This is a genomic window from Bacillus sp. GMa5/1, from assembly GCF_050172015.1.
In the GTDB taxonomy this organism is placed as follows: Bacteria; Bacillota; Bacilli; order Bacillales; family Bacillaceae_G; genus Bacillus_A; species Bacillus_A cereus.
In genome coordinates this window covers 22,362-44,460 of sequence record NZ_JBNLYC010000021.1, presented here as the reverse complement: position 1 = coordinate 44,460, position 22,099 = coordinate 22,362, and the positions used below count along the sequence as shown (strand labels likewise).

The window sequence follows — 22,099 nt, the reverse complement described above, 5'->3', positions numbered from 1 at the left end:
ATGAAAATTCAGTCTTGTTATGATATGTAAATAGGAGGACATCTATAAAAGTGCAAAAAAAAAGAAGGGCGAGCCCTTCTTTTTTCAAAAATTACTTCTTGTTTACGTTAGTAGCTTGAGGTCCACGGTTACCTTGTTCTACTTCGAAAGTAACTTCTTGACCTTCTTCTAAAGTTTTGAAGCCTTCGCCTTGGATAGCTGAGAAATGAACGAATACGTCTTCTCCGCCTTCAACTTCGATGAAACCGAAACCTTTTTCTGAGTTAAACCATTTTACTTTACCGTTTTGCATGAAAAAAATCCTCCTACAATGTACCTATATGTACATATTCATTTTCAACCACCTTACAATAATAAGCCAGATATTAAAAAACTGCAACCCCTGAGGAGATTTAACATTGCTATCCTCCTCGGAAGTTACAGCTCATTTAAATCTCTATATTATTAAAAGTAAAATGGTTTAAACATACTATATCATATCAATATAATAAAAGTAAAGTTTTTTCTTAAATTATTTTTTGTTCCCACTGCATTGCTTTTAATTCACCTGATCCGGCTACTACATAACCCTCTTTTTGATTAACAATGCGCCATCCGTGCCCTTTAACTGAATCACATACTGTAACAATACCTTCTTCAAGAAGCACACGGCACACACTACTAATACCCGCCTTATTTTGCGTTGAAGTTGTATATAAAACATGTTGATCTACACTTAAGTCTAAATAACTACTTGCTTTCTGCTCACTTTGACATGTGTGCCAATATATTTTTTCACTTGCAATACTTTCATCTATTTTACAATAAGAAATATTCCCGCTAACTCCCTTGCACGATCCACTTGCCGCTACTAAATAAGAATTGTGTAAAGTCAACGCGGAGATCATTTGATTCATCGCAATTTTAATCCTCTTTAATTTACGTGTCTTCAAATCAAAGAGCCAAACACCACCATATTTAGCATGTATTTTCGTACCAATAAATAAGTAATGTTTATATAAAAATAACGATCGAATAGACGGTGCCGCACTGCCATACTCAAGAAACGGATGAATAGTTTCCCATGTCGAACCGAAATTATTAGAAAGATACAGCGTTTTTTCTCCATGAGCAACAACATTTCCTTGTACATTGCTACATACATTCCAACTCGTTGCTTTTGTTGGAAAACGCTGAATTGTCCAGTTCTCTCCACCATTCATACTACGAATAAAAATCCCTTCGTCACCTACACCATAAACTACATTATCTTCGCTATGTAAATCCCTAATTCGTTTTTGAAAACCATTTAAAATTCGTTTCCATTCTCCGTCTTGTTCAACAAATAAGCCATTATATGTAGTAGCTAACAACAGTTTTCCATCTCTTAACTTTGTAATAGCAGTTACACTTAACATTGTCTCCACGTTGACACTCCCATTCTTAGAACTTCTCAGCAAATACAATTGCAAAATTACTGCATTTTTCAACATCCTCTTCATCTTCTGGAGCTAATTCAATTTTTAGCCCTTCTTGTACAAGCTCTGCACCGCGCTCTACAAGACGTTCTTCAAATATCGTTACCGCTTCACAAAACAGTTCATACGCTGTATCACCCGATCCGAACACCGCTACCTTTTTCCCAGCTAAATCTATATTTTCTAAGTCATCATGAAAATCTTCCGCTTCAAATGGTAATTCACCATCGCCCCACGTATAAGATCCTAAAATGATTCCATCATAAGCTAATAATTCTTCAGCATCCATGCCTTCCATTTCTTGCAATACTACTTCATGATCAAAAGCATCTAAACTAACTTTAATTAAATCAGCAATACTCTCTGTATTTCCTGACATACTTGCATAAGCTATTAAAATTTTTGCCACTTTGGCATCCCCCTCTAACAATAAATGATTCTCATTCTCATTATATTAATAATGAGAATCAATTTCAATTGATTTTTTTCTACTTTTATTTACATTTCACATCTGACTATTTATATTTCATTTTAAATATCTACATTCATATTCAACTATTGCCAAATCTATCTTCAAACATTATTGTATTATCATCATTTCACATTACTTATTTCAAATAAAAAATGTTTTTGTATCATGCTCAATCTCTAATCAATTGTTCACTTTACAGAAAGAGGAGTCCTTATGATGAGAAAGTATTTTATTAGATTTTTAAAAGCAACCTCCCTTTTAACAATATTCTTACTAATAGGAGCTGCTATTATTTTATTCGGTACTTCATACGGTCATAATTTACGTGTTATCGCAGCCGAGAGTATTTTAACTTCTCAGCATCCACAATATGCAAAATTCACGTTATTGTCTGATGAAGAATTAAATGATATTTCTCAATCCATCACAAATCCAAAATGGAAAAATAGTGAATTTTTAACTTCTAAACTTTCAAAAAAAGAGTTAGAAAGACGAAAAGATTTACCACTAGATGTTTCTATTGAAACAATAAAGAAAAAATATAATGATCATTTTTTCGAAGGGAAATTAATGACAATTAGTAATCCATTCAACGTAAAACTTGTTACCCAGCAAGGTTCAGAAGGTAAAGACGTCGGAGAAAAAATATACGTAATGGCAAAGCGAAACCATGCAGTTGCCGCTGTCAATGCCAGTGGTTTTTGGGATGAAACCGGGCATGGTGGTGGTAAAACCGGAATCGGTATTGTTATTGAAAACGGTAAAGTTATAAACACGCCGAAAGATATTAATACCCCTACCCTCACTAGTGGTATTACAAAATATGGACAAATGGTTTCTGGAGAGTTTTCTGCTAACCAATTGTTAAATAAAAATGTTGTTTCCGCTGCTGGATTTATGCCTCAGCTAATTGTAAATGGAGAAAAAATGATTACAAATGATGGTGGTTGGGGATATGGCCCTCGAAGCATTATGGCTCAGAAAAAAGATGGATCGATTATGTTTTTCGTCATTGATGGTAGACAACCTCATAGCATTGGTGCTTCCTTGAGAGATTGTCAAGATATTCTTTATGAAAAAGGTGCTGTCAATGCGATGGCAATGGACGGTGGATCATCAGCAACATTATATGCAATGGGAGATATTTTAAATATCCCTTCCACCTTATCTCATAAATCACGCTATTTACCAAACGCATGGGTAGTTACAGCGAACCCTAAGCAACAAGTTCATGTAACAATAGACGGTAATTCTGCGAGCTCTCAAAAAATTTCTGAATTAACAAGGACGACTGCTATAGCTTTCAATAAATAAAAAAGCACAGATGACTATACAATCATCTGTGCTTTTTTATTACTTTTTAAAAATACCAAACGGCTTTCCAACTGGTAAAACAACTTTTCCGAAGTGTGTGTTTAACACTGCTGCTGCTGAACCATAGAAAGATAATAATGAAATAAGAAGTTCAGAATATGCTGCTAAATTATGCATTGCATGCGGCATAACACCTAAAGTACTTAATGAAAGACCGATAAATAAGAAATCAATAAGGACGAAAATCATAAATAATACTTTATGTGTTTCCATTGCACCAATTGTCATAAAGATTGTGAAAATCAAATATCCGATAAAGGCTACACCAAGCTGTTTTGAATCTGCAGCTTGTGCTAATTTTTCGCCAAATACTCCAAGTTGAATTAACCAAGTCATTCCAACACCTAGCCAAAATAGACCGTACGCACCGAATGCTGTTGTACCGAATGTATTGTTATGCTTTGCATCATGAATGCAAGCAAAGATTTGTGCAAATCCTCCTAAAAAGATTGCCCACGGTAATACAAGTGAAACGCCATCTGTTAAGCCTAACTTTTGAGATGATGCTACAAGTGTTACCATCGCTAATCCAAATAGACCAATTCCAGATGGATCTGCTGTTGTCATTTTCACATGATGTGTAGTAGTTTGATTGCTCATATAAACCTCCTGATTATAAACATACTCGAATACAATACTTAAATCAGAAGCCTATGTCAATGGTTTTTTTTGTATGTTGTCAGACGTTATATTTTATAATGATTAAATATATTTCCGACCACTTCATAAGGTTTTATATTCACTTTTTCCAACTCATTTATCGGTAGCCATAACGGAATATAACTTCCTCTACCTTCCCACTGAAATTCCTCAGCTGTTCCACTTCCGAACACTCCGCCTGTAATATAGGCAGCATAATAATATTCATTTCCTTTATATTTTACCTTTGCAATAAGGTGCTCCACTTTTATATGTACCCCTAATTCTTCGTATACCTCTCTTTTCGTTGCCTCTTCAGGCGTTTCACCTTCCTCAATCCCTCCGCCAGGAAACACATAATATGTTTCCTCTTCTCGAATACGTTTTATAAGAGCGATTTTTCCTTCCTGTACAATGATAGCCGCTCCGCGATTTCTTATCATTTTATTACCTCAATACGAATCGCAACTGTTCCCCACTCTTTTTCTTGTTCTTTCGTATATATTTTGTATGTACTTTCTAACATTTCCTCTAAACTATCATTTTCACAATCCAATAATTTTTTATCGATTTGTTCATACATGGCTTTAAAGCTCTCGTATCGCTTTATTTCCGTTACTTTTACCGTCATCATTTCTGTTGTCGTAAGATTCGTAAACACGATTTCATCGCCTTTGTTTATTAGTTGACGTTTTTCATCGTATAGGCGTACTTCATATACTTTTTTTCCTGATTGAATTGACTGAAACGGTTTATTATATAGACCCATTTCGTATCGCATACATCCCACTTCCTTTTGTTCATTTCACCTATTAATACAGTTCACATTACTACATCTTGCATATAATATTCCATACGTATCACTTAATTGAGAAAGGAGGCTGAAGAAGCATGTTATATTTAAATCAAAAACCTGAATATAATAAATATGATATTGGTGATTATACTTATAGTAAAGTAGGGCCAACCATTTTTTCTTGGAACAATGAAACAAAATTAAAAATAGGTAAGTTTTGTTCATTAGCAGAAGAAGTCGTTTTCATACTTGGCGGTGAACATCGCGCAGACTGGATAACAACTTATCCATTTAATGCACTTTTTGATGAAGGAGCACATATTACTGGTCACCCTTCTTCAAAAGGTGATATCGTAGTCGGCAATGATGTGTGGATTGGTTATCAATCCTGCATTTTATCTGGTGTTACAATTGGTAACGGGGCCATTATCGGCGCCAGGAGCATTGTTACAAAAGATGTACCCCCGTATGCAATTGTAGCTGGTAATCCTGCAAAATTTGTTCGATATCGTTTCCCGCAAGAAACGATTGACAAACTAGAGAATCTCGCATGGTGGGACTGGGACATTTCTGTTATAAAAGGAGCCATTCCATTACTACTCTCCGACAAAATCGACGAATTTTTCACCTCACCCGAAAAAGAATCTACATGATAAATACAGAAAGAGCATCCTTTTTCCGGATGCTCTTTCTGTATTTATTTTTTATTTATTTGTAAATGATTACACGGAGAACATTGAAAAGGAATTTTCCCTAAGCAATTAAGATTCGTTTCACAAATTTGTTCTATCGTTGGAACAAATGGAATGACAACTATGTTACTTTCTACCATTTGTGTAACAGGTGGCAATACTGTGCCTACTTGATGTTCGAAACGAATACTCGCTTGATTTATATAATTTCCTGAACCATTTGGCGCGCTCTGCACTACTACTTGGAACGAAACTGTCCGTGCTTCACCTGGATTTAAATTTCCTATAATAAAACCTGATACTGGGTTTACATTTGGCACTGGCGTATTATCAATCGTTACAGTTCCAAGGACAAATTGAACACTACTATCTAACATATCTTGAAAACGAATATTTTGTATTGCTGTATCCCCCGTATTTGTAATAACTATCGTAAACGTAATAACATCGCCAATTGTTGCTGCCTGTAAATTTGCCGTTTTTACGACTGTCGTTGAGACATTTTGAGAAATAAACGGGATAACAACTGTATTGCTATCACCTTCAACTACTACTGGCGGCTCATTCGGATTTACAGTTGCGAGCCCATTTGCTATAGCAGTATTTGTAACTAAATTATTTATTTGTCCTCCTGTTATTACAACTTGGAAATTAATAATTGCTGCGTCATTTGGCTGAAAATCACCTAACGGAATACCGGTATTCGGATTAGCAAATGGAAGAGGTACATCATTTACCGTTACCGTGCCATTTATAAATAAAGTATTCGGATCAATGATATCTGTTAAAACAATATTCGTCACAGGAACTGTACTGTCATTTATAACGGCAACTCCATAAGTGACAACATCTCCTACCATCGCTACTTCAAAGTTTGCTCCTTTTGCAACAAATAAGATTGCAGTATTTACCGTCACTATAACTGTATTGCTCGTATCCATCACTGTAACTGGAGGCTCCCCTGGTACTAAAATATATTCTGCTAACGCCCCAGCAACGTTCACTACTGTACCACCATCTGGAAAGCTCGTAATCGTAGCTTCATATGTTACAATCGCCGTCTCACCAACTGGAATGTCTACAATCGTAAATCCAACCTGCGGATTTACTCCCGGACGAGCTACTCCATTTACAGTTACACTATTTGGTACAAAAACAGCTTCCGGAGATAGGACATCGATAAATTGAATATTCATCGCATCAGCAGTACCAGTATTTAATATTCGAACCGTATACTTTACTGTTTCTCCTACTCCAACAATTGAATGATCTACTTCTTTTTGCATATCTAAACTGCCTCTATTTACTGGTGTGACTGTCGTATTACTTGAATTCGTAATTGTAAACGGAGGTTCTCCTGGAATTAATTCAAAATCACCCGTTACTCTTGCTGTATTCATAATGCTACTAGAAGGCGGAACTGCGATTACATTTACTTCAAATGTAATTAATACGCTATCCCCTACTGCAAGATTAGGCAATGCAAAGCCTACAAATGGATCTAAACCTACTTGCGGAATCCCATTTATTTGTACACTTCCAGGAACGAATTCTAAACTAGGTGATGGAACATCGCTAAACTGAACGTTTGTCGCTGTTACCGTTCCCGTATTTGTAACTTGCACACTATACGTTAACGTATCTCCTAATCGTGTCGCTTCTTTATTTACAGATTTTATAACGCTGAACCGTCCTCTATTCACTCTAGTTATCGTCGTATTACTCGGCTCTGTTACTACAACCGGTGGCTCTCCTGGCACTAAAGTAAAGCTTCCTGTTATATTTGCAACGTTCGTAATTGTTCCTGATGACGGGATGTTTGTAACTGTCGCTTGAAACGTCACTATAACTGTTTCACCAACTGGGATATCTCCAACTCCAAATCCAGTAATCGGATTTAAGTTTGGTTGCGGGGCTCCATTTATCGTTACACTATTTGGTACAAATGACGCACCTGTTGAAATCGTATCAATAAACTGAACATTGTTAGCTGTTACTGTTCCTGTATTCGTTATTTGCACTGTATACGTCAATACATCTCCAACTAGAGTAGCGGCTCTATTTACTTGTTTAATAACATTAAAGCGTCCTCTATTTACAGTTGTGAGTGTTGTATTACTTGGCTGATTTACTATAACTGGTGGTTCTCCTGGTACTAAAATAAAGCTTCCGGTAACATTTGCCGTATTGGCAATTGTTCCGTTTGACGGAACGCTAACAACTGTTACTTGGAATGTGACTTCTACACTTTCACCTGGAGTTATATCCGGAAGTGAGAAGCCAGTGTTAGGATCTAATCCAGGCTGTAACACACCGTTTATCGTTACACTATTCGGTACGAATGTTATAGAGGATGGTAATACATCACTATATTGAACATTCGTCGCTATCACTGTTCCCGTATTTTGAACTACTGTTGTATATGTGATTGTATCGCCTACTGCAACAACCGGCTGACTTACTGATTTTAAAACATTCAAACCAGATTCATTTATTTCTGTTAATGTCGTGTTACTTGTCGTCGTTTCAGTAATAGGCGGCTCTGTTTCACTTACAGCAAACGTAGCCGTAACGTCCACAAAGTTAACAACTGTTCCACCTTGAGGTATGCTCGTTACCATCTCTTGGTATGTGACAAGTACAAAATCACCTACAGGTATATCTGGAACTGCAAAGCCTATAAACGGATCTAATCCTGGTTCTGGCACTCCGTTTATACTCACACTTCCTGGAACAAATGCTACACCACTCGTACTAGAATCAAGAAATTGGACATTCGTTGCCGGTACCGTTCCAAAGTTAAAAATTAGTACATCATAGGTTAATATTTCCCCAACCGTCGCTGCCTCTTTATCTACTATTTTTACTGGAAAAATTGAAGCTATATTAATTGTCGTAACGACTAAATTCGTTAATATCGTTTGCGTAATCGGTGGCTCCTGCGGATTCGGTTGTGAAGTAAATGTAACGTCAGCATCATTTAATATGACTTCATTATCAGGAATTTCCGTAATGGTCACTTGGAACGTTACAGAAATACTCGCACCAGCATTTAATAACGGACTAACTGTAAAGCCTATTTCTGGATTTAATCCAGGTTGCTGTATTCCACCTATCGTTACACTGTTGTCAACAAACGTCGTCCCTTCTGGAATGACATCTTGGAAGAGTACATCTGTAACAGGGATAATTCCTACATTCGTTATTAGCACTGTATACGTTAATACATCCCCAACAGCCCCAGTTGCAATATTTACTGTTTTTATTGCTGTCACTTCACCAGGAGGAGGTAACGGTATTGTAACTACCGTTGTATTACTTGAGTTCGTTGTTGTTACAGGTGGTTGTAAAGGATTCAATAAGAAAGTAGCTGTAGCAGACGCTGTGTTTAGAACTGCCCCAAGCGTTGATGGTGCAACAACTATCACTTGGAATGTTACTGTCAATGATGTGCCAGCTTCAATATTAGGAAGCGGGAAACCAATATTTGGATCAAATCCAGGTTGAGGCGTTCCATTTATCGTTACACTATTTGCTACAAATGTTGTTTCTGGAGCAATCGTGTCAATAAAAGAAATATTTGTAGCTGCAACTGTACCTGTATTTCGTATAACAACAGAATATGTGTAAGTCTCTCCAAGTGCTGCTTGTTGTACAGATGAAGATTTTTGTATAGTTAGTCTCGCTGTATTTACTTGTGTTACTACAAAATTACTATTTGTAGTAGTCGTTATAGGAGGTCCTGCCGGATTTATAAGGAAACTTGCAGTAACATTCGATTGATTTCTTATATTTCCACCACTCGGAACGCTTGTCACTGTCACTTGGAACGTAATTGTAGCAGTTTGCCCAACTGGAATATTTGTAACAGGAAAACCCACTATAGGATTCGCACCTTGCTGAACGACTCCATTAATCGTTACACTATTCGCTACAAATGTAGCTCCAGATGGGATTGGATCTTGAAAAATAATATTCGTTGCGGGGACAGTTCCTGTATTTTGAATAAGAATCGTATACGTTAACGTATCTCCTACACCTGCTTGTGGTGTATTTACACTTTTTATTACATTAATTGATCCTACATTCACTCGCGTCACAACAATATTACTAATCGTTACAATTGTAATTGGTGGCTGGAGAGGACTTACTTGGAAATCAGCAGTTACATTCGCATTATTCGGAAGAACTCTATTTGGTGGTACACTCGTGATTGCCACTTGGAAAGTAACTGTTACTATACCTCCTACTGGAATATTAGCAAGTGGAAATCCAGTTGTCGGGTTTAAACCTGGTTGAGGTGTCCCGTTTATTGTTACACTATTCGCTACAAAAGTGGTTCCAACTGGAATCGGATCAAGGAATGATACATTTGTCGCTACTACCGTTCCACTATTTTGTATAGCAACTGTATATGTTAGTGTATCTCCTACACCTGCTTCAGTAGCGCTTACACTCTTCATTACATTTAGTCCTGAGGAATTCACAACTGTCATAACAGTATTACTTGGAACCGTCACAGTAATTGGTGGCTCTGTTGGATTTACAAGAAAATCTCCAGTTACATTCGCGTTATTTACAACATTATTCCCTGGCGGAATTTCATCAATTAATACTTCAAATGAAATAATTACACTCGCGCCAGTAGGTAAATCATTTAATGGGAATCCTAGTCCTGGATCTGCCCCCTCTTGTAAAACACCATTAACCAATACACTATTTTCAATAAATAATGTCCCTGGCGGAATTGAATCTTGGAAAAATACACTTGTAGCTGGTACACTACCTGCATTTATAACTTCGATTGTATATACTAAAACATCTCCTACCGTTGCCACATTCGTATTCACTGCTTTCACAACTTCAAAGTTCCCTGATTGTACTGTCGTATTCACAACATTACTCGGTACATTGATTGTTACTGGTGGTTCATTCGGATTCACTTGAAAGCTTGCTGTTACATTTGCTTGATTTAAAATATCTTCATTTTCTGGATTCTGTACAATTACTACGTCAAATGTGACTACAACCGTTTGAGCCGCAGGAATATTTGGAAGAGAGAATCCTGTATTCGGATTTAGTCCACTTTGCTGTACTCCATTAATTGTTACAGAATTTGCAACGAAGGAAACAGCGGAAGAAATAGTGTCTTGAAATAACACATTTGTTAGCGGAACGTTTCCTGTATTTTGAACGGCAATCGTATATGTTAAAGTATCTCCTACTGCTGCTTGTGTTGTATTCACTTCTTTTATTACATTTAAACTGCCTGTATTAACTTGTGTCACAACTGTATTCGTTTGTCTATTAATCGTTATTGGCGGCTGATTCGGAATAACGACGAAATTAGCAGACACATTTCCGCGATTCGGAATCGTACCTCCTGATGGCGTAGAAGTTACTCGTACTTGAAATGTAACTGTCCTAGTCCCACCTGGAGATATGTTAGCAACTGTAAAGCCAGTTGCCGGATTTGCCCCAGGTTGCGAAATTCCATCTACAGTTACACTATTTGTGATAAAAGTCGTTCCAGTTGGGATTGGATCTTGAAAAATAACATTCGTCGCAAGTACATTTCCTGTATTTTGAATTGTTACCGTGTACGTAAGAACGTCGTTAACCGTTGCAAAAGCTTTATCCACTGTTTTTCTCGTTGTTATATCAGCTATATTAATTGTCGTAACTACAGTATTGCTTGTCGCTTGCCCTGAAACTGGTGGTTGACCAGGTACTGGAGTAAAGTTAAATGTTACACTCGCACGGTTTGGAATTGGATTGACAAGAGGGTTTGATGTCACTCGAACTTGAAAGCGCACTACAGTCGTTTGCGATGCATTAATACTTCCAAGATTAATACTACTTGCTGGATTCGCTCCTGGACGTGCTACCCCGTTTACCGTAACGCTATTTGCGACAAATGTTGTTCCAGCAGGGATACTATCAACAAAAATAACATTGTTTGCAGTGATGTTTCCATTATTCGTTACATTAACCGTGTACGTTAATACATCATTAAGTGTTGCCGTCTGTAGATCTACAGACTTTTGCATACTTATAGTTGCTTGATTCACTGTCGTTTGTACTGTATTTGAAGAAGACGTACTTGCAATAGGAAGGCTACCAACGAAAGGACGAAATTGGTAAGACACCATTGCACGATTTGAAATAGGATTTGGATTTGGAAACGATGTAATTCTTACTTGGAATGTAACGATTCTTTGAGCATTATTTGGTATCGTTCCTAAATTAATTCCACTAGCTGGATTCGCACTTGGTTGTGTTACTCCACCAACCGTTACACTACCAGCTATAAATGCTGTGCCGTTCGGAATACTATCTTGTAATATAACGTTGTCCGCACTTCCTGTTCCTGTATTCGGAACTGTAATCGTATAAGTGAGAATATCTCCTATACCTGCAACTGCTTTATCAACAGATTTGACAGGATTTATAATCGGTCCCGTCGCATCAATTTGAACACCAAAACCAGCCGCTGCATAACCATCACCATTTGTAACGAACCGAACGGTTGCTGACGTTTGATTATTTACTAATGATGATGAAGCATCTACGTTTGTAATATCCCATCCTTGTCTTCGAACAGCCAAAGCTATCCCTAATGGCTGATTCAAATCTCCAAACGTTCCGGTTGTATCTAATTCCCCAAAGTCATTACAAATTTGAGATTGAAAGAAATTATTTGCCGGATTTCTCGGTCCGAATAATGCAACTGTAGCATTTGGGTTTGGTCCAAAGCGAAGTTGATCTCCAGAAATGTTGGAATCTCCCTCTTGAACAGTTACGAGTACTCTTCCTGTAACAGCTCCTGTAGCTGGAGTAGCAAATCCTGAAATAGTAGCATCAACAGGCGGGGATGAAGCATCAATAATTTCTTGGCCTGCATAAACTGACAAATTCCGAAGAGGTAAACTTGCATTTTGATATACAACCTCAAGCGTCCAGCCAGCTGAACGACTGATTGTTGGATCAGCTGAAGTTCTTGCAGCGGGCACAGCACCTGTTGTATATGTGCCTGCCCCACCTGCACTAACAAGATTCGTTACATTAGCAGAGCGAGCATAATAAAACTGATTTCCTACTGAACCTTGCTGCGCGGTAGCGGGATCTGGCGTAACAGCAAACGTCCCTGATGGTGTTGTAAATGTAATATCATCATTTAAAAATGGTAAAACATCTTCCGTATCAGTCCGAAAAGTACCAGCCCAAACTAACTCTGCATATAGCACACTACTCCCCGCCGGAAGATTTAAAATTGCACTTGAAGAATTCAATTGCCATTCATCCGTCGTTCCTGCTGGGAACCCTGGTACTTGCAGCGCTGTATTTACCGTAGTAAATACAGCAAGTGTACCAAAAATATTACCTGGCGCAGGTGATGTAGGGCTAAGCCCTAACGTGTTCCCAGTGAACGTGACGGCACCAGGTACTGTTGTTGTAAAACGGTTTATAAAAGGCACACAATCATCTCATTTCATTTATAGTAAAAAGTGCTCTATACTATAAAATGTAGACAAACTATGCAATGTACGTTGTCCAACAAAATTCCGCACATACGAGAGGAGTTTATAAAACTATGCGCTACGTTATCATAACAGGAACTTCACAAGGTTTAGGTGAGGCTATTGCCACTCAATTGTTAGAAGAAAGTACAACTGTCATCTCTATTTCTAGAAGAGAAAATAAAGAACTTACTAAACTTGCAAAGCAATATAACAGCAATTGCATTTTTCATTCCTTAGATCTTCAAGATGTACATAACTTAGAAACTAACTTTAAAGAAATCATTTCATCCATTAAAGAAGACAATGTATCCTCTATTCATTTAATTAATAATGCAGGTACAGTTGCACCTATGAAGCCGATTGAAAAAGCAGAAAGTGAACAATTCATTACGAACGTTCACATTAATTTACTTGCACCTATGATTCTTACATCTACGTTTATGAAACATACGAAAGAATGGAAAGTAGATAAACGCGTTATAAATATTTCATCTGGTGCAGGAAAAAATCCTTATTTCGGATGGGGCGCTTATTGTACGACGAAAGCTGGTGTAAATATGTTTACACAATGCGTAGCAACTGAAGAGTGGGAAAAAGAATATCCAGTAAAAATCGTCGCTTTTGCCCCCGGTGTTGTTGATACAAATATGCAAGCACAAATTCGTGAAACAGCTAAAGAAGACTTCACAAATTTAGACCGCTTCATTGCATTAAAAGAAGAAGGAAAGCTATTATCACCTGAATATGTTGCGAAAGCTATTCGTAACTTACTAGAAACTGAGGAATTCCCTCAAGGCGAAGTTATTAGAATTGATGAAAAACAAAAAGGCGTGCTAAAATAGCACGCCTTTTTGTTTTACTTCTCTAAAAATATGAGCACAGATTCCGCAATTTGTTCATAACCAATTTCTTGATAAATTTTATTAGATGTCGGATTCGCTAGATCAGTATATAACGTAGTCGTCTGATAGCCTTCATCTAACATACGTTGACTAAGTGCTGCTACACAATGAGATGCATACCCTTTTTTCCTTGCTTCTTTCGGCGTATATACGAAATTGACTGTTATATTATTTTTAGTTGGTCTCGTTTTTGCAGCTACAGAAACGAGTTTCCCATCTACTTCCAAACCAAACAGTCGATTTGTAATTATTAATGTATACGCAGTTTGTTTTGCTTCTTCTTTCGTAGTAGGAAGCTTTACGTCTTCACAAAATTGATATATCCACTGTTCTATTAATGGTAATTCATCATTATTTACCGCTCGGAAAAGTCCATTCGCATTACACTTCTTCTTTACTCTGTTCAGCTCATACACACCTTGCTCCATTGCAACATTCGTTTTTTTATTTTCTAATACGGCAATCTCTTCCGCTAATTTCTGTACAATTTTCTTATTACCGATCAATCCAGGAATATCCGGATATACTTTCGTTAATTCTTTTGCAAGTTCCTCAATAGTTACTCCCGCAATTTCAGAAGTTGCAACAATGATTTGTTTCTTCTCTTCTGTTTGCAGAAATACAACCGCAATTTCTTCTCCTTGTTTCGCTATCCCCATAAATATCGGTTCTTGGACCATTTGTAATACACCTAATATGAGATTGTTTTCCTGCTCATTCTTTTCTAGAAATGGTGTAACATCTTCTTTAAAATGAAAAATCTCTTCATATACATGTAATTGAATCATCGACAATCTCTTCTCTCTATTCATAGTTTAATTAAGTATTGGCGATTAATTCATCAAATCCCTCTTTTACGATTCAATAATATTCAAAGCTAATGTATTCAAAGCATTTTCAGCTTGTAAAATTCTCTGTTTTTCCTTTTCAAATACATCTTCTTCTTTTTGAAATGACTCTTTTCGATTTTTAATCATGCGCTCCATCTCTTTTTTACTCGGTCCACCGTATACATTTCTTTTTTGAATAAAAGCTTCTGGCGATATAATTTCTTTCCACTCTTTTTCTAATAAATTTATTTTAAAATGTTCTTGCAAGTACATATTTACCTCTTTGAAGTGTAATTCATGTAGTTCTTTTTTCTGCTCCAATGACATATTTGCAATAGCACTTGCTGCATGATGAGCATGCCGAAATGGAATTTCATAGTTTTTTGTTAAAACATCGGCGAAATCCGTTATCGTTATTGCATGTTTATAGGAACGACTTTTTAACGTTTCTTCTTCTACTTTCATCGTTCGGATCACTGCATTCATCATACAAAAAACACGAATTGCCTTTTCAATCCCTTTATATAAATATGGCTGCAAGTCATCTTCCGTATCGACAATATCACCAAATGGTGTATTATGAATCATTTGAAATACTGTAAATGCTTCTCCTAAAGCACTACTCGTAATTGCACGAGCATGTTCAATTGAAACCGGGTTTCGTTTTTGCGGCATAATACTACTGATTTGTACATATGACTTTGCAACAGTAATACCGTCATATTCTTTCGTTGCTAACAACAAAAAGTCATGAATCCATCTACTCGTATTCGTCATCATTACCATAAGTAGCGAGCTAACTTCTAATAAATAATCCGCTCCAGCAACAGCATCATATGAGTTCTCAATTACATTTGTAAATCCAAGTAGATGAGCAACTCGTTCTCGTTTAATCGGGAAACTTGTTGTAGAGAGTGCAGCCGCCCCCATTGGAGACTGATTTAAAAGCTGGTACGTTTTTTTCATTCGTTCTAAATCTCTTTGCATCGTATCATAAATTGCTAACATATAATGACCAAATGTTGTTGGCTGTGCTGGTTGTGTATGTGTATAAGCTGGCATGATCGTTTCCTTATGATCAGCAGCAAGTTGCAGTACACTTTCTTGCAATAACAAATGATGTTCTATTAATCGTAATACATATCGCCTTAAACTCATGCGATACATCGTTACGCCCATATCATTTCTACTTCTACCAATATGCATATTACTTACAAAATCGGATTTCGCTTCTTGAGAAATTAAATGTTCGACTAAAAAAAAGAGATCTTCATGCTGCTCTGTATAGAGCAATTGCTCTTCTGGAATTCCCTCTACCTTTTTTAATGCGTGTAATATAACTTTAGCTTCTTCCTTTTTCATTAAATTTTCTTCCGTCAGCATCGTAATATGTGCTTTATGCACTTGAAACATATCTTTCAATAAGTAATTTCGTTGAAAATCAAATACATGTTGTAATACACAATCCACATATGTTTTCCCAGGGAAATCAGCGCCTTCACTCTTTATAAACTCTTCTTTACTTTGTTTCATCACCTTTTCCCCTCTCACCTAAGTATTACTACCCATCATACCCAGAGATAGAAAAAAAGTGCTTGTACATAAAAATAAACTCGGTGCTCTCTGCACCGAGTTTATTTAATAAAAGTCGCATCATACTTATCACTTTGCAACACTTGGAAATGCAAGTTTGCTAAATGTTTCCGTATTTCTGCACTATCGTCTTCATTTAAATTATTCGCCAAAAACACAATTTCTGTACAGTTTCCACGTTTATCCATAGCATAAACTGCTTTTGTAACCGTCCATGGTGTGTAACCATTCTTTTGCCCCGCATGTCTGAATGTTTTACGGTATTTCTTGGCACTCATGTCTGTTTCAACGATATTTGCCCACACTTTTTCTTCAGCCTCTGTCAAGCCACCTTTATGGTTTGCCTTTTGAAGTAATACCATATAATCATTTGCAGAAGCTGCTGGTAATCTATCTGACCAAATTTTGTCGTAACGTTCCTCTAAATAAAGCGGAATTTCCTTCTGTAATAATGGTCCCTTCTTCTTTAAGCGTTCATGAATAATCATCGCATATTCACGATATTGCTCTTGAGACATTTCTTTTAACTTTTTCTCTATTTTATATTTTGGAACATGTAATTCTTTATGCAAATATCCCGGGATATACAAAGATGAAACGATTGGAAATAGTGGTTGATGTGCAGGAAGTGATAAACTTTGTAAATTTCGATTGATGTTATCTAATCCTAACAATTCCATTAAGTATTCAGCATTTGCATTCGAACTAAACTTAACCATTCCTTTTGCCACTTCTTCTAAAGAAACCGCTCCTTCAGTTATCTTGCCCGTCTTCTCCAAATACTTTTGCCATCTATCTTGTGCACCACCATCTGTATTCGGCACATAATAACGATTCACATCATTAATCGACACGAAACTAGAAGAATCAATTTTCCCTTCAGTAACTTGTTTCGTATATTCAAGCGCCACAATTAATTTCATCGTACTAGCAACTGGCAATACAACATTTGGGTTTACAGAATAAACAACTTTATCATTTCTCTTTACTAGAAGCGCACTATTTTTTTCATCTTTATGTTCTTCAATAAAAGATGCAATATACTGTGCATCATCATTATTTGAACTCCACACTTTTTTCACTAAAAAGTTACCCGATATTAGCAAAACAAAAATACCCACAATTACTGCGCATACTATAGTTTTTTTCAAGTAAAATTCCTCTCCTATTGTGTAACTCTTCTCTATTTATCATTTAAAAACAAAATAATGGAGATGGTCATTTAAATAACCATCTCCATTATTTTAACTTGTATGCTCCTATTATGTCTACGTCATAAATTTCACAAAATCCTCAAGAAACTTTTTATAATGTAACGACCAACCAATTCGCACCCAATTTTTTAATGCTTTTGCATCAGGTTGAGGCCGAAAATCAGCAATACTCTCTCCTTTTGCAATTCCAACTGTATCTACATCGACACGACGATATACATAATCTACAAGGGATGGATTTGCCGCAACCATCATTGTAACGACATCATGTACTGGACTTCCTTTTATTTTCGGATTTAACTTTCTATAAGCTTTATAATAGTACGTAAATATCGGCTCGATTAACTTATTAAAACTCGTTTTAGAGTGTTTCGTAATATATTTTACCATTTCCGGTGTAATAATTGCTTCAGATGTAACGTTAAGTGGCACTAATGTTACATTTTTGGCATTTTGCATAACTAATTGTGACGCAATGGGATCACCATGAAAATTCGCCTCTGCGACTGGTGTTACATTGCCAGGCATTAAGAAAGCACCGCCCATTATATAATATTCTTTCACATACTTCATCATCGGCTTTTCTAAAATAAATGCTGTCGCTAATGTTGTTGATCTACCAGCATCGACTATTATTAATTCTCCTTTATATTTTTCAAGAAGATCAAAAAATGTACAAAAAGGCTTTATATTTGGTGAAAAAGTTTTTGGAGGTTTAATTGGCCCTAAACCGTCTGTCCCATGAATTTCTGGATAATACGTCGTAATATCTCCGGATAAAGGAATTTTCGCACCATTAATAACAGGTATATCTTCCCGTCCTGCCATTTGCAATAAATATGCGGCATTACTTGTCGCCTTTTCTTGTGTTACATTTCCATATCCCGTTACTACACCAACAATATCAATATCAGGATGCAACAATCCATACATAATTGCTAAAGAGTCATCAATGCCTGGGTCTCCTAAAAATAATACTTTTTTCATCGACCTCAACTCCATCCCCTCAGTTGTTATTAATTTATGAATAACCGTGGATATACAGAATAAAAAATGAACAAATTCACACAAAAAAACGCAGTCTTATAAGGACTACGTTTCTTCAGCTAACCTATACTGTTTTTTTTTACAGCACTCATACTTCCAATGATGTAAGCGATAAACGCAAAACAAATCGGGAAGACAACTGTATGTATACCGAACGGATTTGGATAGAAAAGATGAATACACATATATGAGCCTACCCCAACTAAAATAGACGCAAGCGCTCCTGTAGCATTTCCTTTCCTCCAATATAACCCTAATACGATTGGCCAAATGAATGCTGCTTCTAATCCACCGAAAGAAAATAAATTTAGCCATATTAAAAAATCTGGTGGTTTAATTGCCGCTGCATAAACGAGTAGTCCTACAATACCCGTAATCCACAAACTTCCTTTTTTTATCGTACTGTCTGCTGCATCTTTATTTATGTAATTTACGTATATATCTTTAATAATTGACGAGCTTACAAGTAATAATAAAGAGTTTACTGTAGACATAATCGCTGCCATCGGTGCAGCTAAAAAAACTCCAGCTAACCAAGGTGGCAACACTTCCATCGCAAGTAGCGGCATTACTTTATCTGGTACCGTTATACCTGGAAGTACTACTCTTGCAAATACACCTGTTAAATGCATACCGATCATAATTGTGCCAACGACAACGGTTCCAATTATTAAAGCTTGGTGCATCGCTTTTGAATTTTTATAAGACATGGCACGCACGCTAATTTGCGGTAAACCGACAACGCCAATTCCAATTAAAATCCAAAATGATGTAACATATGATTTCGTTAAACTGCCATCTGCTCCGAATGGTGTAATTAACTTTGGATTAATTTGAACAAGTTCCTGCATAATCTTTTCAATTCCACCACCAGCAATGACAGTAGCAATTAAAATGATTGTTGTTCCAACTAACATAATGATTCCTAATAATGTATCTGATAGAGCAACTGCACGAAATCCACCAATTAATACGTACACAAGTACAGAAAAAGTAAATAAAAATAGTGCTGTTGTATACGATAGCCCCGTTAGTGACTCGATTAATCGTCCACCACCGACCCACTGGGCTACTGTCGCTGAAAATAAAAAGATAATAATACATAACGCAGAAAGTATAACAACTGCTTTATTATTGTATCTCCCTTTTAAATAATCGATAAGAGTAATTGCTTCCATCTTCCTAGCGATAATTGCAAACTTTTTACCGATAACCGTTAAAACGATATACCCTGTTACAACTTGAATCGCAGATAACAGTACCCATCCAAGACCCATATTGTAAGCAATACCAGGGCCACCAATAAAGCTACTTGCACTACCGTACGTAGCAATCATTGTCATCGCTAATAATAAACCGCCTAGCTCACGCCCACCAAGAAAATATTCTTGCAAAAATTTATTATGAGCAGTTGCTTGCACGCGTCTTGAAGCATATACACCAATTAAAAATACAACGATAAACGAAATTATCATTGGAATGATTACATACCAATTCATCTATTATTCCTCACTTTTTTCTTCCTCATCGAGTGAAATATCTTGAAATACAAAACGAACAACTAAACTAAGTAAAATAACCATAACGATAAATCCAACGATACAGCTATAAAAAAACCATGCGGGAAAACCTAATACATATGTATATTCATTCGGATTTTTACTACCAAGCCCATAAGCAAATCCGTACCAAATTATAAAATTAATAATAGCAAGTCCAAGACCAATTAACGCTTCTCTATGGGCTATTCGAAAGCGTGGATCATCATGATAATCTTTCATTTTTACCCCTCCTCTCACGATGTATTATTGTACCATTGTTCTTCTAGTTTTTCCTACTAGAAAGCAAAAACAAGCAGGATTTTTTTATAATCATATAGAAGATTCTCTTACATTACATATTTTTTACAATTGTAACACAAATGAAATTTGAATTTTCAGTATTTCTTAATTATGATTTTAATTAGAGGCTTTCCATCTAGTTTCCACATCCTTGATTTCGGAATAAGCGCCGTCTCGTACTGCGTTTACATTATATTTTCAAGGGGGTTATACAATGAGTCAACTAGCTGTAAATCTTCATGAAAAGGTAGAGAAGTTTCTTCAAGGTACAAAAAAGTTATATGTGAATGGATCTTTCATTGAAAGCGCTTCCGGTAAAACATTTAAAACACCTAACCCAGCAACTGGTGAAACACTTGCCGTCGTTTCTGAAGCTGGTCGCGAAGATATTCATAAAGCTGTAGTCGCAGCTCGTATGGCTTTTGACGAAGGTCCTTGGTCTCGTATGAGCACTGCTGAGCGAAGCCGTCTCATGTACAAGTTAGCTGATTTAATGGAAGAACATAAAGAAGAGCTCGCACAGCTCGAAACATTAGATAACGGAAAGCCAATCCGTGAAACAATGGCAGCAGACATCCCACTTGCAATTGAGCATATGCGCTATTACGCTGGCTGGGCTACGAAAATCGTTGGTCAAACAATTCCTGTTTCCGGTGATTACTTTAACTATACACGCCATGAAGCTGTTGGTGTCGTTGGTCAAATTATTCCTTGGAACTTCCCGCTTCTTATGGCAATGTGGAAAATGGGAGCAGCGCTTGCTACAGGATGTACAATCGTTTTAAAACCTGCAGAACAAACTCCACTATCTGCTCTATACTTAGCTGAATTAATTGAAGAAGCTGGATTCCCGAAAGGTGTTATTAATATCGTACCTGGATTCGGTGAATCAGCTGGACAAGCTCTCGTTAATCATCCACTCGTTGATAAAATTGCATTTACCGGTTCTACTCCTGTCGGTAAACAAATTATGCGACAAGCATCCGAATCATTAAAACGCGTTACACTTGAGTTAGGCGGTAAATCACCAAATATCATCTTGCCGGATGCTGATTTATCTCGCGCGATTCCTGGTGCACTTTCTGGTGTTATGTTTAACCAAGGACAAGTATGCTCTGCTGGATCACGCTTATTTGTTCCGAAGAAAATGTATGATAATGTCATGGCTGATCTCGTCCTCTATTCTAAAAAACTAAACCAAGGTGTCGGTCTTAACCCTGAAACAACAATTGGTCCTCTCGTTTCTGAAGAACAACAAAAACGTGTAATGGGCTACATTGAAAAAGGGATTGAAGAAGGCGCTGAAGTACTTTGCGGAGGAAGTAATCCATTCGATCAAGGCTACTTCGTTTCTCCTACAGTATTCGCTGACGTAAATGATGAAATGACGATCGCAAAAGAAGAAATTTTCGGTCCAGTTATTTCTGCAATACCATTTAACGATATTGATGAAGTAATTGAACGTGCAAATAAATCACAATTCGGCTTAGCGGCTGGTGTGTGGACAGAAAATGTTAAAACAGCACACTATGTTGCAAGTAAAGTACGTGCAGGTACAGTGTGGGTAAACTGTTATAACGTGTTTGATGCAGCATCTCCATTTGGAGGATTTAAACAATCTGGTCTTGGCCGTGAAATGGGATCTTATGCATTAAATAACTATACAGAAGTAAAGAGCGTTTGGCTTAACTTAAATTAATGAAAAGAACCTGACCTATC

Annotated in this window: 17 protein-coding genes; 4 read left to right on the top strand and 13 right to left on the bottom strand. The window is 36.8% G+C overall.

Annotated features, from left to right (window positions below; translation table 11 throughout):
• Window positions 1-91: 91 nt before the first annotated feature.
• The 3 genes from cspB to ACQGSG_RS08090 form a co-directional block, all read right to left on the bottom strand.
• Window positions 92-292, bottom strand: a complete 201-nt coding sequence (cspB, locus tag ACQGSG_RS08100; protein ID WP_001179150.1) for a cold shock-like protein CspB — start codon at window positions 290-292, stop codon at window positions 92-94.
• 214 nt (window positions 293-506) lie between these two features.
• Window positions 507-1,406 carry a WD40/YVTN/BNR-like repeat-containing protein gene (locus tag ACQGSG_RS08095; RefSeq protein ID WP_000449526.1) on the bottom strand — a complete coding sequence of 300 codons (900 nt, stop codon included), beginning with the start codon at window positions 1,404-1,406 and terminating at the stop codon, window positions 507-509.
• Between the two features lie 16 nt (window positions 1,407-1,422).
• Complete coding sequence (locus ACQGSG_RS08090; RefSeq protein ID WP_001062753.1) at window positions 1,423-1,866, bottom strand: flavodoxin; 444 nt, start codon at window positions 1,864-1,866, stop codon at window positions 1,423-1,425.
• A 279-nt stretch (window positions 1,867-2,145) separates the two neighbouring features.
• On the opposite strand from ACQGSG_RS08090, the gene ACQGSG_RS08085 reads away from it, so the two are divergent.
• Complete coding sequence (locus ACQGSG_RS08085) at window positions 2,146-3,243, top strand: phosphodiester glycosidase family protein (RefSeq protein WP_001233794.1); 1,098 nt, start codon at window positions 2,146-2,148, stop codon at window positions 3,241-3,243.
• A gap of 39 nt (window positions 3,244-3,282) precedes the next feature.
• Here the strand turns inward: ACQGSG_RS08085 and ACQGSG_RS08080 are convergent, their stop codons facing one another.
• From ACQGSG_RS08080 to ACQGSG_RS08070, 3 genes are all read right to left on the bottom strand, one after another.
• Window positions 3,283-3,903 (bottom strand): acetate uptake transporter, encoded by a 621-nt coding sequence (locus ACQGSG_RS08080; RefSeq protein ID WP_000070938.1) that lies wholly within the window; start codon window positions 3,901-3,903, stop codon window positions 3,283-3,285.
• A gap of 86 nt (window positions 3,904-3,989) precedes the next feature.
• A complete protein-coding gene (locus tag ACQGSG_RS08075) occupies window positions 3,990-4,385 on the bottom strand; it encodes an NUDIX hydrolase (protein ID WP_000620829.1) in 396 nt (131 codons plus the stop codon).
• A complete protein-coding gene (locus ACQGSG_RS08070) occupies window positions 4,382-4,723 on the bottom strand; it encodes an ASCH domain-containing protein (RefSeq protein WP_098536457.1) in 342 nt (113 codons plus the stop codon). Before ACQGSG_RS08070 ends, ACQGSG_RS08075 begins: the two co-directional genes overlap by 4 nt.
• 110 nt (window positions 4,724-4,833) lie before the next feature.
• On the opposite strand from ACQGSG_RS08070, the gene ACQGSG_RS08065 reads away from it, so the two are divergent.
• Window positions 4,834-5,391: a CatB-related O-acetyltransferase gene (locus tag ACQGSG_RS08065; protein WP_098595627.1), complete on the top strand. Its 558-nt coding sequence runs from the start codon at window positions 4,834-4,836 to the stop codon at window positions 5,389-5,391.
• Between the two features lie 44 nt (window positions 5,392-5,435).
• Here the strand turns inward: ACQGSG_RS08065 and ACQGSG_RS08060 are convergent, their stop codons facing one another.
• Window positions 5,436-12,908, bottom strand: a complete 7,473-nt coding sequence (locus tag ACQGSG_RS08060; protein ID WP_426947186.1) for a DUF7507 domain-containing protein — start codon at window positions 12,906-12,908, stop codon at window positions 5,436-5,438.
• Window positions 12,909-13,024: 116 nt separating this feature from the next.
• On the opposite strand from ACQGSG_RS08060, the gene ACQGSG_RS08055 reads away from it, so the two are divergent.
• Entirely contained in the window at window positions 13,025-13,795 is a 771-nt protein-coding gene (locus ACQGSG_RS08055) for a (S)-benzoin forming benzil reductase (protein WP_325842472.1), read from the top strand.
• A 14-nt stretch (window positions 13,796-13,809) separates the two neighbouring features.
• Here ACQGSG_RS08055 and ACQGSG_RS08050 read toward each other — a convergent pair whose 3' ends face one another.
• The 6 genes from ACQGSG_RS08050 to ACQGSG_RS08025 all read right to left on the bottom strand — a co-directional run bounded on the left by ACQGSG_RS08050 (window position 13,810) and on the right by ACQGSG_RS08025 (window position 20,320).
• Complete coding sequence (locus ACQGSG_RS08050) at window positions 13,810-14,643, bottom strand: GNAT family N-acetyltransferase (RefSeq protein WP_000615375.1); 834 nt, start codon at window positions 14,641-14,643, stop codon at window positions 13,810-13,812.
• Window positions 14,644-14,709: 66 nt separating this feature from the next.
• Window positions 14,710-16,218 carry an argininosuccinate lyase gene (gene argH, locus ACQGSG_RS08045; RefSeq protein WP_325842473.1) on the bottom strand — a complete coding sequence of 503 codons (1,509 nt, stop codon included), beginning with the start codon at window positions 16,216-16,218 and terminating at the stop codon, window positions 14,710-14,712.
• 101 nt (window positions 16,219-16,319) lie between these two features.
• Entirely contained in the window at window positions 16,320-17,429 is a 1,110-nt protein-coding gene (locus tag ACQGSG_RS08040) for a serine hydrolase (RefSeq protein WP_000751366.1), read from the bottom strand.
• Window positions 17,430-17,546: 117 nt separating this feature from the next.
• Entirely contained in the window at window positions 17,547-18,479 is a 933-nt protein-coding gene (locus ACQGSG_RS08035; RefSeq protein ID WP_325842474.1) for a nucleoside hydrolase, read from the bottom strand.
• A 119-nt stretch (window positions 18,480-18,598) separates the two neighbouring features.
• On the bottom strand, window positions 18,599-20,038 hold the full coding sequence (gene panF / locus ACQGSG_RS08030; protein WP_098022310.1) for a sodium/pantothenate symporter: 1,440 nt from the start codon (window positions 20,036-20,038) through the stop codon (window positions 18,599-18,601).
• 3 nt (window positions 20,039-20,041) lie between these two features.
• Window positions 20,042-20,320: a YhdT family protein gene (locus ACQGSG_RS08025; protein WP_000656239.1), complete on the bottom strand. Its 279-nt coding sequence runs from the start codon at window positions 20,318-20,320 to the stop codon at window positions 20,042-20,044.
• Window positions 20,321-20,594: 274 nt separating this feature from the next.
• Between ACQGSG_RS08025 and dhaS the strand changes: the two genes are divergently transcribed.
• Window positions 20,595-22,079: an aldehyde dehydrogenase DhaS gene (gene dhaS, locus ACQGSG_RS08020; RefSeq protein WP_000080279.1), complete on the top strand. Its 1,485-nt coding sequence runs from the start codon at window positions 20,595-20,597 to the stop codon at window positions 22,077-22,079.
• The last annotated feature ends 20 nt before the right edge of the window (window positions 22,080-22,099 follow it).

Excerpts from the sequence above, each read along its gene's own strand:
- ACQGSG_RS08085 (WP_001233794.1), top strand. The coding sequence starts at position 2,146 with ATGAGAAAGTATTTTATTAGATTTTTAAAAGCAACCTCCCTTTTAACA.
- ACQGSG_RS08050 (WP_000615375.1), bottom strand. The coding sequence starts at position 14,643 with ATGATTCAATTACATGTATATGAAGAGATTTTTCATTTTAAAGAAGAT.
- ACQGSG_RS08075 (WP_000620829.1), bottom strand. The coding sequence starts at position 4,385 with ATGATAAGAAATCGCGGAGCGGCTATCATTGTACAGGAAGGAAAAATC.
- cspB (WP_001179150.1), bottom strand. The coding sequence starts at position 292 with ATGCAAAACGGTAAAGTAAAATGGTTTAACTCAGAAAAAGGTTTCGGT.
- panF (WP_098022310.1), bottom strand. The coding sequence starts at position 20,038 with ATGAATTGGTATGTAATCATTCCAATGATAATTTCGTTTATCGTTGTA.
- ACQGSG_RS08025 (WP_000656239.1), bottom strand. The coding sequence starts at position 20,320 with ATGAAAGATTATCATGATGATCCACGCTTTCGAATAGCCCATAGAGAA.
- ACQGSG_RS08065 (WP_098595627.1), top strand. The coding sequence starts at position 4,834 with ATGTTATATTTAAATCAAAAACCTGAATATAATAAATATGATATTGGT.
- ACQGSG_RS08070 (WP_098536457.1), bottom strand. The coding sequence starts at position 4,723 with ATGCGATACGAAATGGGTCTATATAATAAACCGTTTCAGTCAATTCAA.
- ACQGSG_RS08055 (WP_325842472.1), top strand. The coding sequence starts at position 13,025 with ATGCGCTACGTTATCATAACAGGAACTTCACAAGGTTTAGGTGAGGCT.
- ACQGSG_RS08035 (WP_325842474.1), bottom strand. The coding sequence starts at position 18,479 with ATGAAAAAAGTATTATTTTTAGGAGACCCAGGCATTGATGACTCTTTA.
- argH (WP_325842473.1), bottom strand. The coding sequence starts at position 16,218 with ATGAAACAAAGTAAAGAAGAGTTTATAAAGAGTGAAGGCGCTGATTTC.
- dhaS (WP_000080279.1), top strand. The coding sequence starts at position 20,595 with ATGAGTCAACTAGCTGTAAATCTTCATGAAAAGGTAGAGAAGTTTCTT.
- ACQGSG_RS08080 (WP_000070938.1), bottom strand. The coding sequence starts at position 3,903 with ATGAGCAATCAAACTACTACACATCATGTGAAAATGACAACAGCAGAT.